The organism is Nocardia sp. NPDC059691, assembly GCF_042733915.1.
GTDB classification, from domain to species: Bacteria; Actinomycetota; Actinomycetes; order Mycobacteriales; family Mycobacteriaceae; genus Nocardia; species Nocardia sichangensis.
The window spans coordinates 140,453-152,833 of sequence record NZ_JBHWFB010000001.1; the positions used below are offsets into that span (position 1 = coordinate 140,453).

At 68.5% G+C, this 12,381-nt stretch carries 15 protein-coding genes; 8 read left to right on the plus strand and 7 right to left on the minus strand.

Going from position 1 to position 12,381, the window contains the following annotated elements; translation table 11 throughout:
• Positions 1 to 4: 4 nt before the first annotated feature.
• Positions 5 to 1,471, minus strand: a complete 1,467-nt coding sequence (locus tag ACFV2O_RS00715; protein ID WP_379249173.1) for a DUF4185 domain-containing protein — start codon at positions 1,469 to 1,471, stop codon at positions 5 to 7.
• 34 nt (positions 1,472 to 1,505) lie between these two features.
• On the opposite strand from ACFV2O_RS00715, the gene ACFV2O_RS00720 reads away from it, so the two are divergent.
• Together ACFV2O_RS00720 and ACFV2O_RS00725 are read left to right on the plus strand one after the other, a co-directional pair.
• Entirely contained in the window at positions 1,506 to 1,784 is a 279-nt protein-coding gene (locus ACFV2O_RS00720) for an excalibur calcium-binding domain-containing protein (RefSeq protein WP_379249175.1), read from the plus strand.
• Positions 1,785 to 1,824: 40 nt separating this feature from the next.
• A complete protein-coding gene (locus ACFV2O_RS00725) occupies positions 1,825 to 2,145 on the plus strand; it encodes an excalibur calcium-binding domain-containing protein (protein WP_379249177.1) in 321 nt (106 codons plus the stop codon).
• Here ACFV2O_RS00725 and ACFV2O_RS00730 read toward each other — a convergent pair.
• Positions 2,142 to 3,260, minus strand: a complete 1,119-nt coding sequence (locus ACFV2O_RS00730; RefSeq protein WP_379249179.1) for a BTAD domain-containing putative transcriptional regulator — start codon at positions 3,258 to 3,260, stop codon at positions 2,142 to 2,144. The two genes, ACFV2O_RS00725 and ACFV2O_RS00730, sit on opposite strands and share 4 nt — an antisense overlap.
• Before the next feature lie 31 nt (positions 3,261 to 3,291).
• Positions 3,292 to 4,326, minus strand: coding sequence for a class II fructose-bisphosphate aldolase (gene fbaA / locus ACFV2O_RS00735; RefSeq protein ID WP_364424668.1), 1,035 nt, complete (start codon positions 4,324 to 4,326; stop codon positions 3,292 to 3,294).
• 298 nt (positions 4,327 to 4,624) lie between these two features.
• Here fbaA and ACFV2O_RS00740 point away from each other — a divergent pair, with 298 nt between their 5' ends.
• Both ACFV2O_RS00740 and ACFV2O_RS00745 read left to right on the plus strand, forming a co-directional pair.
• Positions 4,625 to 5,281 (plus strand): DedA family protein, encoded by a 657-nt coding sequence (locus tag ACFV2O_RS00740; protein ID WP_379250090.1) that lies wholly within the window; start codon positions 4,625 to 4,627, stop codon positions 5,279 to 5,281.
• 5 nt (positions 5,282 to 5,286) lie between these two features.
• Positions 5,287 to 5,985 carry a DedA family protein gene (locus ACFV2O_RS00745; RefSeq protein WP_355071523.1) on the plus strand — a complete coding sequence of 233 codons (699 nt, stop codon included), beginning with the start codon at positions 5,287 to 5,289 and terminating at the stop codon, positions 5,983 to 5,985.
• Positions 5,986 to 5,992: 7 nt separating this feature from the next.
• Here the strand turns inward: ACFV2O_RS00745 and ACFV2O_RS00750 are convergent, their stop codons facing one another.
• The 3 genes from ACFV2O_RS00750 to ACFV2O_RS00760 form a co-directional block, all read right to left on the minus strand.
• The gene (locus ACFV2O_RS00750) at positions 5,993 to 7,078 is read right to left on the minus strand and encodes a glycoside hydrolase family 76 protein (RefSeq protein WP_379250092.1); all 1,086 of its coding nucleotides are present in this window, start codon (positions 7,076 to 7,078) and stop codon (positions 5,993 to 5,995) included.
• 271 nt (positions 7,079 to 7,349) lie between these two features.
• Positions 7,350 to 8,042: a TrmH family RNA methyltransferase gene (locus tag ACFV2O_RS00755; protein ID WP_355071522.1), complete on the minus strand. Its 693-nt coding sequence runs from the start codon at positions 8,040 to 8,042 to the stop codon at positions 7,350 to 7,352.
• A gap of 37 nt (positions 8,043 to 8,079) precedes the next feature.
• Positions 8,080 to 8,415 carry a DUF4190 domain-containing protein gene (locus ACFV2O_RS00760; protein WP_356962841.1) on the minus strand — a complete coding sequence of 112 codons (336 nt, stop codon included), beginning with the start codon at positions 8,413 to 8,415 and terminating at the stop codon, positions 8,080 to 8,082.
• Positions 8,416 to 8,507: 92 nt separating this feature from the next.
• On the opposite strand from ACFV2O_RS00760, the gene ACFV2O_RS00765 reads away from it, so the two are divergent.
• The 4 genes from ACFV2O_RS00765 to ACFV2O_RS00780 all read left to right on the plus strand — a co-directional run bounded on the left by ACFV2O_RS00765 (position 8,508) and on the right by ACFV2O_RS00780 (position 11,689).
• Entirely contained in the window at positions 8,508 to 9,878 is a 1,371-nt protein-coding gene (locus tag ACFV2O_RS00765) for a sensor histidine kinase (protein ID WP_379249182.1), read from the plus strand.
• Positions 9,875 to 10,528: a response regulator transcription factor gene (locus ACFV2O_RS00770; protein ID WP_355071518.1), complete on the plus strand. Its 654-nt coding sequence runs from the start codon at positions 9,875 to 9,877 to the stop codon at positions 10,526 to 10,528. Before ACFV2O_RS00765 ends, ACFV2O_RS00770 begins: the two co-directional genes overlap by 4 nt.
• Before the next feature lie 74 nt (positions 10,529 to 10,602).
• The gene (locus ACFV2O_RS00775) at positions 10,603 to 11,181 is read left to right on the plus strand and encodes a Uma2 family endonuclease (protein ID WP_379249184.1); all 579 of its coding nucleotides are present in this window, start codon (positions 10,603 to 10,605) and stop codon (positions 11,179 to 11,181) included.
• A gap of 61 nt (positions 11,182 to 11,242) precedes the next feature.
• Complete coding sequence (locus ACFV2O_RS00780) at positions 11,243 to 11,689, plus strand: hypothetical protein (RefSeq protein ID WP_355071515.1); 447 nt, start codon at positions 11,243 to 11,245, stop codon at positions 11,687 to 11,689.
• Here ACFV2O_RS00780 and ACFV2O_RS00785 read toward each other — a convergent pair.
• Positions 11,673 to 12,380, minus strand: coding sequence for a lysoplasmalogenase family protein (locus ACFV2O_RS00785; protein WP_379249186.1), 708 nt, complete (start codon positions 12,378 to 12,380; stop codon positions 11,673 to 11,675). The genes ACFV2O_RS00780 and ACFV2O_RS00785 overlap by 17 nt on opposite strands.
• Between the last annotated feature and the right edge of the window lies 1 nt (position 12,381).

Sequence of the window (12,381 nt, forward strand, 5' to 3'; positions counted from 1 at the left end):
CGGCTCACTCGCCGACGACCGAGTGCATCAGGTACACGTTGTAGTCACTCCAGGTCGACATGGTGAAGTACAGATCCGTACCCGAAGACCACGGGTGGATGAAGCCTCCGTACAGCTCCGGATAGCTCAGCGCCGACACCGTCGGCGTGCTCTCCGACCACACGCCCTGCGGTGTGTCCGCCTCGCGTACGACCAGCGCCGCCTTCGTCGTGTCCAGATAGCTCATCTGCCAGACCTCGCGGTCGGCGTCGTAGCGGACCGACAGTTCACCGACAGGACCGTCCACGATCGGCGTGGCCGAGCCGAAGCCACCGACGGGGGTCCAGGCGCCATCCCGCCAATACTGGTAGGCGGTGGTGTTGAGCAGCTGGTCCTCGGGCACCCGGGCCAGGCCCACCGCGCCGAGGCGGGTATTGGGCGTGCCGAACATGTAGACGTAACCCCCGTGCGGCACCATCGCGCTCACCTGGAAATTCGCCAGCCCGAAGATGTTGTCCCAGCGCGCGTGCGGGTCTTTCGTCCAGGTCTGACCGTGATCGTCGGAGTAGGCGATGCCGCCGTAGTTGGTGAAGAACGTGCCGGGCAGGCTGTTCCAGGTCCGAATGGACATGTAGCTCAGATACTGTCGCTCGCCCAGCGCGAAACCCGAGGTGGGAATGGTGGTGACCTCGACATTGTCGAGTTTGCGGCTGGAGAGCACCTCGGCCGCGTGGCAGCGGTCGTCGGTCACCATCCGGTCGAAGGTCACCCCGTCGGCGAGATCCCGGTCGGTGCTGAAGGCGAGGACGTTGCTGCGCCAATCCAGCCCCATGCCGCCCGGCGGATGGAAGCCGCGCCCGACGGTGTCGCCGAACGCGGTCGCGATCTCGCCCGGTGCGCTCTCCCACATGATGCCGAGGTCGGTGCCGTCCACCTGCCAGCGTTTGTCGGTGCGGTTCACCGAGTTCGCGCCGGTCAGCTTCGCCACCTCGCGAGCTGGGCCGAGCCGCGGCGCGGGGCGAGCCGGTGACTGCGCCGCGGGCTCGATCGGCGGCCGCACCGGCGCGGGTGGTGGGGGCACCTGACCGGGGTCCGGGCCGGGGCCGGGGATCGCGAAGTGGAACGGTTTGGGATCGAGCAGGATTTCGGGGATCCCGAGCTGTCCGGCGAGACTCGGTGGCGCGCCGGGCAGATCGGTGAGATCCGGGCAGGGATTCGCGCAGGGATCCGGCGGGAGCTCCATCCGCGTTCGCTTCGGCGCGGATTCCGGCGGCTGTGGCGGGAGCACGGTGATCACCGGATAGGGAATCGGCACCTCCAGCGTTTTCGGCACCAAAGGCTCGTGGGTCGCCACCGGGTCGGTCGCGCACGGACCCACTCCCGCGAGAGGGCCCGCCGCTTCGGGCGCGGCGGCGGCAGGCCCGTCGGCGTAGACGAGCATTCCCGCGCCGACCACGATCGCACCGACCGCGGCGAACATTCGCATCGCCATAGCAACCCCTCGAAATCCTTTGCGGACACGAATCTTGCGAAGACGAACCAGCGGAACGACCCTACCCCGTTCGCCTTTCGAAGGCGGTCAGAACGACACGCCCGGCACCGCCGCAAACTCCGCCGCAGCCGAGCAATCCACCGGCCCCGAACAATCCGCCGCCGCCGAACAACCTGCCACCGCAAGCGCCCCCGGGTCCCTACTACAAGAACTGCACGGAGGTCCGCACGCCGGTAAGGCCCCACTGCGGCGTGGACAGCCGGGTTACGCCCCCCACCTGGACCGGGACAACGACGGAATCGCTTGCGAGTGAGGCGCGCCGGACGATCCGGGAGCAGGATGGAGACGTGACCATGTCAGTTCTCCGCTTCGCACCCGCGATCGGGGCGGCGCTGCTGGCGGCCGGAGCGTGCGCGCTCGTGCCGTCGGCGGCGTCCGCCGTCCCGCCCCCGGCCGTCGCGATCGCCGGACCGCACGACGACCATCCGATCCCGCACAACCGGACCGGGCCGAAGGGGGACAGCGAGCGACCCGAGGAACCCGCCGAGCGGTCGCCGAAGATCTACACCGACTGCGACCAGGTGCGCGCCGAGGGCGCCGGGCCGCTGTACCGCGGGCAGCCCGGCTTCAACGCCCAGCTGGACCGGGACGGCGACGGGATCGCCTGCGACTAGTGCAGCGCCTGGAAGGTCAGGATCGTCGCGCCGATCCGGATCAGGTCGCCGTCGGCGAGCAGCACGCCGCTGTCGATCGCGTCGTCGTTGACGTAGACGCCGTTGGCCGAATGCAGATCCTTGATGAGCAGACCGGAGCGACTCGGCATGATGTGCGCGTGGTAGCGGCTGGCCCGCGGGTCCTCCAGCACCAAGTCGTTGTCGGTCATCCGCCCGATACGCAGGCCGCCCTGCGCGATCGCCACCACGCGACCGTCCGGCATCCGCAGCTGACCGCTGCGCACCGCACGCGGCACCTCGGTGACCGTCTCGGTCATCGCCGCGGCCAGGCGCTCGACCTGCCGGAGTTCGACCGTGCTCAGCGGCTCCTGCCGCAGCACGCGCTGCTCCAGGTCGATCAGCGCCGGCCCCGGGTCGATGCCGAGCTCGTCGGCGAGCACGCCGCGCACCTTCCGGCACGCCTCCAGCGCGTCCGCCTGCCGTCCGGACAGATACAGCGCGGTGATCAACTGGCCCCACAGCGGTTCGCGCAACGGGTGCTCGTTGGTCATCGCCACCAGCTCGCCGATCACCGAGGACGCTCGCCCGCAAGCGATCTCGGCGTCGATCCGGGCCGCCGCGGCCAGGAACCGCTCCTCGTCCATGGCGGTGGCGAACCCGTCGGCGAACTGCAATCCGGCCAGATCGGCCAGCGCCCGGCCGCTCCACTCGCGCAGCGCGGAGCCGAACAGCTGCGCCGCCCCGGCGTGATCACCCGCCTCCGCGGCACGGGCGCCCGCCTCCCGCGCCGCTTCGAAACGTCCCAGATCGCACGCGGTCTCGTCGATCTCCAACCGATAGCCCGACGACTCGGTGCGCAGCACCGTCGCCGGGTCCACCCCGGAATTACGCAGCGCCTTGCGGATGTTGGAGACGAAGACCTGCAGGCTGGCGGCATAGGCGTCGGGCGGTTCCTCGTTCCACACCAGATCGGCGAGCGCGGCCGACGACACCGCGCGCCGCCGATTCACCGTGAGCGCGGCGAGCAGAGCTCGCGGTTTGGGCCCGCCGACGGCCACCGGTTCACCACCGACGAGCAGCCGCACGGGCCCGAGCACGCGCACATCCAAACTCATGTGCACCAAGCCCCTGACGGGTGTATCAGGGTCAGGCGCTGATCGAGCGTCCGGCCGAGTGCAGGTCGTTGCACGCCTCCACCACACGCGCCGACATCGAGGCCTCGGCCTTCTTCAGGTAGCTGCGCGGGTCGTAGGCCTTCTTGTTGCCCACTTCGCCGTCGATCTTCAGCACGCCGTCGTAGTTGGCGAACATGTGCCCGGCGACCGGCCGGGTGAACGCGTACTGGGTGTCGGTGTCGACGTTCATCTTCACCACGCCGAAGCGCAGCGAGTCCTCGATCTCGGACTTCAGCGAGCCCGAACCGCCGTGGAAGACGAAGTCGAAGGGCTGCGCGTCGGCGCCGAGGCCGAGCTTGGCCGCCGCGACGCGCTGGCCCTCGGCGAGCACCTCGGGCTTGAGCACCACGTTGCCCGGCTTGTACACGCCGTGCACGTTGCCGAAGGTGGCCGCGAGCAGGTACTTGCCGTTCTCGCCCGCGCCGAGGGCGTCGATGGTCTTCTGGAAGTCCTCCGGCGAGGTGTAGAGCTTCTCGTTGATCTCGGCCTCGACGCCGTCCTCCTCACCGCCGACGACACCGATCTCGACCTCGAGAATGATGTTCGCGGCGTGGGTGGCCTTCAACAGCTCCTTGGCGATCTCGAGGTTCTCGTCGATCGGAATCGCGGAACCGTCCCACATGTGCGACTGGAACAGCGGGTTCTGGCCGGCGTTGACCCGCTCCTGGGAGATCGCCAGCAGTGGACGGACGAAAGTGTCCAGTTTGTCCTTCGGGCAGTGGTCGGTGTGCAGCGCGATGGTCACGTCGTACCTGGCCGCGACCACGTGCGCGAACTCGGCCAGCGCCACCGCGCCCGTGACCATGTCCTTCACACCCTGGCCGGAGCCGAATTCCGCGCCGCCGGTGGAGAACTGGATGATGCCGTCGCTGCCCGCGTCCGCGAAACCCTTGATGGCCGCGTTGATCGTCTCCGACGACGTGCAGTTGATGGCCGGGAATGCGAAGGAATTGGCTTTGGCCCGACCGAGCATCTCGGCGTAGACCTCCGGAGTCGCGATGGGCACTGTAAGACCTCCGTGTTGTGCGGCAAAGACCTATTTTGTCAGCCTTCACCCTAAGGCAGCGGTGTTTCGCCTGGTATGCAGGGAGGGAGTGCGCAGTTGACCCGCCGGTAATTTTGCGCACAGCACGAGCTTTTTCAGGTGGAGCCGGTACTGTGGGGCCGGTAATTTGCGCTGGCAGCTTCCGACGCGGTGGCAAGCGATGCAGGCCAGCCGTATCGGGACAGGAGGCCACGTGATTCTGCAGGCAGCGACAGAATCGGTGACGAGTAACCTCGCGTTGACCGAGTTGCTCGATCCGATGCACCTGCTCACGGAGACGTGGCTGAAGGACGCGGTGCTGCCGGCCATCCTGGTCATAGTCTTCATCGAGACCGGCTTGCTGTTCCCGATCCTGCCCGGCGACTCGCTGCTGTTCACCGGCGGCCTGCTCGCCGCGCAGCCGAATCCGCCGGTGTCGATCTGGGTGCTGGTGCCCGCCGTCGTCCTGGTCGCGTTCGCGGGAGACCAGTGCGCGTATTGGATCGGCCGGGCGATCGGGCCCGCGCTGTTCCACAAAGAGGACACCCGTTTCTTCAAGAAGCACTACGTGACGCAAACGCACGAGTTCTTCGAAAAGCACGGGCCGAAGACGATCATCCTGGCCCGCTTCGTGCCGATCGTGCGCACCTTCATGCCGGTGCTGGCCGGTGTCTCCAAGATGGACTACCGCAAGTTCGTCGCGTTCGACATCGTCGGCGCGCTGCTGTGGGGCGGCGGTGTCACCGTGCTCGGCTACTTCCTGGGCAACGTCGCGTTCATCCGGGACCACGTCGAGGCGATCTTCTTGCTCATCGTCTTCGTATCGATCCTGCCCGGCATCAGCGCGGTGGCGAAGAAGCTGCTCGGCCGCAATGCGCAGGCGCGAGAGCAGGCCGAGGCGAAGCTGCCCGCCTCGACCAGCGAGTCCACCCGCTGAAGCCGGTGACGACGGAATCGTCGCCCCTAGCCGTGGGCAGTTTCGATCCGCTACTGTCGGCGGGCCCCGCGCTCGTCTGGACGGTGGTGCTGACCTTCGTTTTCCTCGAGTGCGCGGTGATCCTCGGGCTGTTCTTGCCCGGTGACTCGATGCTGATCACCGCGGGCATCGTGATGGCGTCGCACGCCTCGGGTGAGACGCACGTCTGGGCGCTGTCGGTGGGCGCGATGGTCGCGGCCATCGCGGGCAATCAGGTCGGCTACGTCATCGGGCACCGCACCGGACGACACCTGGTGGCCAGGAAGAACGGCAGATACATCAACGTCCGCAACCTGCAACGCGTCGCGGAACTGCTGCATCGGCACGGCTTCGTCGCGGTGCTGATCGCCCGGTGGATCCCGTGGGTGCGCACCCTGTGCCCCTCGGTGGCAGGCGCCGCGCGGATGGACCACCGCAAGTTCACAGTCGCCAGCACGATCGGCGCGATCGTCTGGGCGCCGGTGCTGTTGCTCATCGGGTACTACGCGGGCAGCTTCCTGCAGCGCGTGCAATGGCTGATGCCGATCGTGATCGGCACGCTGGTGGTGGGCCTGATCATCGGGACGGCGCTCGGCGTGCGGCACTACCGGCAGGAGATGTCGCAGCCCGCCGAGGACTTCGCGCTGGAAACGGCTCCGAGCGCCGTGCTGGAGCCCGAGGGCTGATACTCGGTCACAGCCCAGCGGCGCTGACCTGGTAGGCCGCCTCCATGAGCAGCCAGCCGGACAACTGCACCGACATGTCGCGTCCCGGCACTTTCGACGAGGTGACCGAGCCGCCGGAGGTGAGGTAACCAGCTCCCGCGCTGCCGCCGGGCAGTCGCGCGGGCTTGCCCCAGTCGTGCCCGAACAGTGGCTCGCCCTCGACTTGCAGCCGGTTCGCCCACGCCGCCTCGGCGGACGCGGTGACGATAGCGGCGGCCGCGCGGCGGTCGGCGATTCGCTGGGCGTCCTCGCCCGGCAGCATCACCGCGACCAGCGCCAGATATCGGGCCAGGATGCCGTTGAACAGGCCGCCGTCGCCGCCGCCACCACCGTCGACCACACCGTCGGTGGTCATGTGTTCCTCGACGGCCGCGAGCAGCCGGTGCACGCGTTCGGTGTGCCTGGGCTCGCCGGTCTGCACGGCGAGCTCGGTCTCCAGGCCGAGCGCCACACCCTGGCAGTAGCTGAACACGGGACGCTCGATCTCGCCGGATGGTAGGTGAATGCCGTCCAGGATCAACCCGGTCTCCGGATCGCGCAGGGTCGCGTCCAGCCAGTCGGACATCTCTCGAGCGCGTTGGACGCGCCCGAGGCGCAACAGCGCGATCGCGGCGGGACCGTTCGCGGGCGCGTTGAAGTAGTCCGAACCGATGCGCCAGGGCAGTCCGCCGCCGACCTGCGGCTGCCAGCCGTCGTGCAGCTGCTTCTCCAGCGCGACCAGCGCACTGCGCACGTCGGTGCCCTGAGTGCGCTCGGCGCGTTCCAGCGCGATGGCGAGCCAGGCCATGTCGTCGTAGTAACGGTTGGTCCAGCCGGTGATGTTGCGGATGCGGTGTGAGCGCGCCAGCGCGGCGATTCGCCTGCGGCGCAGCGGAGTCGGCGCCCGATTCGCGGCGTCGGTCGCGCACTCGATCAGATGCGCCTGCCACCAGTAGTGCCACGCGCCGAAGATTCGCTCCCGCTTGGTCGCCGGCCAGCCGACCACACCGAGTTCGGTGCCGGGGAGCGCCCACAGCGCGCGCAGATGCCGGGAGATGATCGACGATTCGGCCATATCGGCCCGTTCGGACCACAGCGTCGCCGGCGCGACGGCCTCCCGGCCCGCCGGTGCCCGGCCGGCCGGCGGACGCGGTGCCGCGGAGCCCGTCTCGGCGTGCTCCACGCTCGGCACCTCGATATCGTCGCTCCGCGAGGTCATGGGTCAATGGTGCCAGGCCAGAACGCATTTATGCGCCCGATTTGTTACGAAAGCGATGTGCAATCGTGCCGGTGGGGTTCCGGGGGCGAAGATCGCCAGCTCAGACGATCGAGCGCGGGTCCGGCACTCACCATGCGGTCGCCGGATCGGCGTGTTGCCGGATCCAGGCGTGCATGGCGATCCCGGCAGCCACACCCGCGTTGATGCTGCGGGTCGAGCCGAACTGCGCGATCGACACCGTCATCACGGCGGCCTGCTTGGCGTGGTCGGTGACACCGGGGCCTTCCTGGCCGAACAGCAGCAGGCACGCGCGCGGCAGCGTGACCGTCTCCAGCGGCACCGAACCCGGAACGTTGTCGACGGCGACCACGGTCAGGCCCGCGCGCTCGCTGAACGCCAGCAGTTCGCCGATGTCGGCATGGTGGCGGATGTGCTGGTAGCGATCGGTCACCATGGCGCCCCGGCGATTCCAGCGCCGACGCCCGACGATGTGCACGGCCGCGGCGGCGAAGGCGTTCGCCGTGCGGACCACCGTGCCGATGTTCGCGTCGTGCCCGAAATTCTCGATCGCGACGTGGAACGGGTGCCTGCGCCGGTCGATGTCGGCCACGATGGCCTCGCGGCTCCAGTAGCGGTAGGCGTCGACCACGTTGCGGCGGTCGCCACCGGCCAGCAGTTCGGGATCGAGGCGCGGATCATCCGGCGGCGGCTCGGCGTGCTCGCTCGCCCACGGACCGACGCCGTTGGGGTGCTCGCCCCACTCCGTCGGGCCGGGTAGATCCTGCTCCGCCGCGTCCGGCGCTGGGTGACTCACCTTCATGATGCTAATTCCGGGCACCGCGCCCGCGACGCGTGGCTCAGTAGCCGGACGAGCTTCCCGCGAACACGCCGACCAGGGCGAGCACCAACATCAACAGCAGGAACAGCAGGCTCACGCACAGCAGCCCGGTCGCGATGATGCCGCAGATATATCCCGCGTTGACATTCCCCCGGCCACCGATGGTTCCACCGGACGCGTCGATCTCGTTGAGCGCCCGCTTGCCCATCACCCACGCGAAAGGTCCGATGAACTGACACAGCACGAGACTCAGGATGCCCAGGATCAAGATCGTGGTGGATTGCGGGTGGTCCGGTGCTCCGTAGGCCCCATAGGCTGGATAGCCGTACGGCGGCGGCTGCGGCGGGTAGCTCATCAGCAGGATCGTAGTAGGTGTGGCTGCCTACACCACTTTTTCGGCGGTCGGCTCCATCGACCCCCGGAATCGCCGCGACCACCATGGATTCCATGACCGAGACACAAACCGAACCGACCCTCGTGCTCGACGCGCCGGCCAGTGCGCCGGAACCGGAAGAGCATGTCCTTCGATCGGTCCTGCTCGCACCCGTGCGCGCCCGGTTCTGGAAGGAACTCGTCTACGTTCTCACCGTTTTCGTGCTGGGCTGCCTGGCCGTCGCCTACCTGTTCCTCGGCTTCGGCGGCGGGCTGTATCTCGCGATCACCGTCATCGGCCTGCCGGTGCTGGCAGGCGTGCTGCTCGGCGGACGGCTGTGGGGCCGGATCTACCGCGCCCTGGCCAAAGATCTGCTCGGCATCGTCGTCGCGCCGCCCCCGCCGTTCGCACCCGCGTCCGGCCTGATCGGATTCTTCCGCAGCGCCTTCACCGATCGGGCGGCATGGCGAGCGGCATTGTTCCTGCTCGCTCAGGCGGTGCTCGGCGTCGCGGTGGGTTACCTGGTGCTCGTCGCGGTGGCGATGACCATGTTCACCGCGCTCTCCCCGATCCCATGGGCACTGATCCACCCGACGAATGTCGACGAGAACGGTGTCGAGCACCAGTCGATGGTCCAGTTCGGCGATCTCTACCTCGACAGCTGGCCGAAAGTGCTGGCGTTCGCACTGGTGGGGGTACTCGGCTGCCTGGCGCTGCCCTGGCTGCTGCGCGGCGTCTGCTGGTTGCACGGGCTGTTGACGATCGCGCTGCTCGGCGCGACGACCCGCGATCGCCGAGTGACCGAGTTGCAGGAGAGCAGGCGCACCGCCGTCGAGGACTCCGCGGCCACGCTGCGCAGACTGGAACGCGACCTGCACGACGGTACTCAGGCCAGACTGGTCACCATCGCGATGGCGCTGGGCCGTGCGGAGGATCGGCTGGCCGCGGGTGGCGATCCCAGCGACCTCATCGCCGAGGCGCGCGCGGGTTCCAAGGAGGCGCTGACCGAACTGCGCGAACTGGTGCGCGGAATCCACCCGCCCGCATTGGAATTGGGGCTCGGACCGGCGCTGGAGACGCTGGCGGCGCGCTGCTCGGTGCCGGTGCAGCTGCGGGTGCATCTGCCCGAACGACCTACTCCGGCCATCGAAGCGATCGCGTATTTCTCGGTGGCCGAATTGCTGACGAACGTGGTGCGGCACGCGCGGGCCACCAGCGCGTGGGTCTCGGCGTTGCCGGGTGACGGGGGGACGATCGCGGTAACAGTGCGGGACAACGGTATCGGCGGAGTGATGACGCCCGTCGACGGCGCGCTCGGCGCGGGCAGCGGGTTGTCCGGCCTCGCGGCGCGGGCCCGAACCGTGGACGGGACGCTGACCGTGCACAGCCCGGCCGGTGGGCCGACGGTGGTGACGATTCTGCTGCCGCTGGCGGGGTCACGATGAGTGACGGACTACGCCTGGTGATCGCCGAGGACAGCGCCATCCTGCGCGACGGGCTCGCCGGGCTGCTGACCGAACGCGGCCACGAGGTGGTCGCCATGGTCGGCGACGCGACCACTCTCGCCGACGTGGTCGGCACACATAACCCCGACGTCGTCGTGGTGGACGTGCGGATGCCGCCCAGCTACACCGACGAGGGGCTTCTGGCCGCCATCGAATTGCGCCGCAAATACCCGATGACCGGCGTACTGGTGTTCTCCCAGTGGGTCGAGACCCGCTATGCCACGGAATTGCTGGCCGGTGGCGCGAGCGGCGTCGGCTACCTGCTCAAGGACCGGGTCGCCGACGTCCGTGACTTCGTGGACGCGCTGCACCGCGTGGCCACCGGAGGGACCGCGCTCGACCCGGAGGTGGTGAGTCAATTGATGGGCGCCTCACGTCAGCAGGATGCGCTGGCCCGCCTCACCCCGCGCGAACGCGAGGTGCTCGAGCTGATGGCCCAAGGCCTGTCCAACAGCGCCATCGCCGCCGCGCTGACCGTCACCGAGCGGGCGGTGGAAAAGCACATCGGCAACATCTTCCTCAAGCTCGACCTACCGCCCTCCGACACTCACCACCGCCGCGTCCTGGCGGTATTGCGACTCAAGGGCTGACGGCGCTGTGGTTTGTCGGCACGTTATGCCAGACTGGCCCCAACGCGGTATCCGTGCGGGGAGGGGAGGAAGCGATGACCGTCGACGTGAACTGGCCTGATCATCTGCTGACCCTGGAGGACTGGATTGCGCTGCCGGAGGACAGCAGCCGAAATTACGAGCTTGTCGAGGGGGTTCTGGTCGTGTCACCGAAGCCGGTGTCGCAACATCAGCGCGCTGTCTTGCGGCTGGGCCCGCAGTTGGAACCGCAACTGCCCGACACCCACGGCGTGCTGGCCGATACCGAAGTGGTGATCGACGCAGGCTCGGTGCCGACCATCCGAGTTCCGGACATTCTCGTGGTGCCCGAAGCTGGTATCGAGGCCAACCTGCCGCGCTATGATGCGGCCGACGTGCTGCTCGCCGTGGAGATTCTGTCGCCCGGTTCACGACGTACCGATCGAGTGACGAAATTCTTCGAGTACGCCGAGGCGGGTATCGAATACTACTGGCTGATCGACCTCGACAAACCCACAAGCCTTGCCGCCTACCACCTCATCGGCCGCGACTACGAACTCGTCGCCGAACAATCCGGCACCGTGACAGTCGACATTGCCGGAACCCCGATCACAATCGACCTCCCCGCGCTGACCAGCAGCCGAGCGGGCCGATAGCGCTTTCCACCGCCCGTTCCGGGCCTATCCTGGAGGTCTGGCACTCGGGGTGGAGGCTGGTATGGATCACGAGCGGATACTGCGCACGGTGCTCGGGGTGACCGCCGGGTATCTGATCCTGCTGGCGCTGTGGTTGGGGTGGGTGGTGCATCGGACGCCGCCGGGGACGGTTCCGTATCAGATCGTGGCGTTGGTCGGGTTGTTCGGTTCGTGCGTCGGCATCGGGATGATGCTCGCCGGACGGCCGTCCAAGGCGGATCGCCGCTTGTGGCGGCACGGGCTGGAGGGCTGGGCGACCGTCGAGGGCGTGCACCCGCTCGAGCGCACCGACCATTACACGGAGCTCACCGAGCTGGATCTGGAACTGACCGTACCGGGCTCCGAGAGTTACCGTGGCACTGTGGTTTTCGACGCCACCCCGGCCGACAAACCCCGGCTCGCGGTCGGCGAGATCCTCTCGATCCGCGTCGACCCGGCGAACCGGGATCGCATCATTCTGGTGCTGTGAGCACCGGCTTCACGTGCGCTTTCGGATCGGCGAGCAGGTACTGCGCGGCCGCGTAGGTCGCCAGGATCACGCCTTCGGCCACCCGCCGAGTCCGCTCGCCGCGCGCGAACAACCGCCGCAGCACGATCAGCCCGTCCGAGACGGTGAACAGCAGCGCTCCGATGCCGAGGCGGCTGCGCGGATCGGTACCGGGAATGTTCACTCCCGCAACATTTTTCGTGGCGGGCGCCAGCGCAGGGTCCGACGCGAGCACGGCCGCGGTACCCAAGGTGACGCCGTACGCGGTCAGCGGCGCGGCCACCGAAGGGGCCTTCTTCCGCAGCAACCCGGCCGCACCCAGCCAGGCGGCCACCCGCGGTACGGCCACCCCGGCGGTGGGCCTGCCACCCATCCGCCACCACAGCGCGGCGTATCCGGCCTGCATCACCGCGAACGACGAGGCGCCCGCGATCAGCCTGCGGTCGTCGTCCGGATCGATGAGCAGGATATCGCCGACCGTCGCCGCGCCCAGCGACCCGATCAGCACCGTGCGCTCGGTGGACGGCAGCTCTCTGCCTTCGGTGGCCACGTCCGCCGCGAGCAGCGGCATCAGCAGCGGCTTCGCGATCCACTGCGCCTTCTCCCGCCCGGTGACGGCGCCGAAGACGGTGAGCGCCGCCGCCGCGAGATATCCGGCTCGGAACGGCCGCACG

Excerpts from the sequence above, each read along its gene's own strand:
- ACFV2O_RS00765 (WP_379249182.1), top strand. The coding sequence starts at position 8,508 with ATGACCGAGACACAAACCGAACCGACCCTCGTGCTCGACGCGCCGGCC.
- ACFV2O_RS00730 (WP_379249179.1), bottom strand. The coding sequence starts at position 3,260 with ATGAGTTTGGATGTGCGCGTGCTCGGGCCCGTGCGGCTGCTCGTCGGT.
- ACFV2O_RS00750 (WP_379250092.1), bottom strand. The coding sequence starts at position 7,078 with ATGGCCGAATCGTCGATCATCTCCCGGCATCTGCGCGCGCTGTGGGCG.
- ACFV2O_RS00740 (WP_379250090.1), top strand. The coding sequence starts at position 4,625 with ATGCACCTGCTCACGGAGACGTGGCTGAAGGACGCGGTGCTGCCGGCC.
- ACFV2O_RS00775 (WP_379249184.1), top strand. The coding sequence starts at position 10,603 with ATGACCGTCGACGTGAACTGGCCTGATCATCTGCTGACCCTGGAGGAC.
- ACFV2O_RS00780 (WP_355071515.1), top strand. The coding sequence starts at position 11,243 with ATGGATCACGAGCGGATACTGCGCACGGTGCTCGGGGTGACCGCCGGG.
- ACFV2O_RS00755 (WP_355071522.1), bottom strand. The coding sequence starts at position 8,042 with ATGAAGGTGAGTCACCCAGCGCCGGACGCGGCGGAGCAGGATCTACCC.
- ACFV2O_RS00715 (WP_379249173.1), bottom strand. The coding sequence starts at position 1,471 with ATGGCGATGCGAATGTTCGCCGCGGTCGGTGCGATCGTGGTCGGCGCG.
- ACFV2O_RS00770 (WP_355071518.1), top strand. The coding sequence starts at position 9,875 with ATGAGTGACGGACTACGCCTGGTGATCGCCGAGGACAGCGCCATCCTG.
- ACFV2O_RS00725 (WP_379249177.1), top strand. The coding sequence starts at position 1,825 with ATGTCAGTTCTCCGCTTCGCACCCGCGATCGGGGCGGCGCTGCTGGCG.
- ACFV2O_RS00760 (WP_356962841.1), bottom strand. The coding sequence starts at position 8,415 with ATGAGCTACCCGCCGCAGCCGCCGCCGTACGGCTATCCAGCCTATGGG.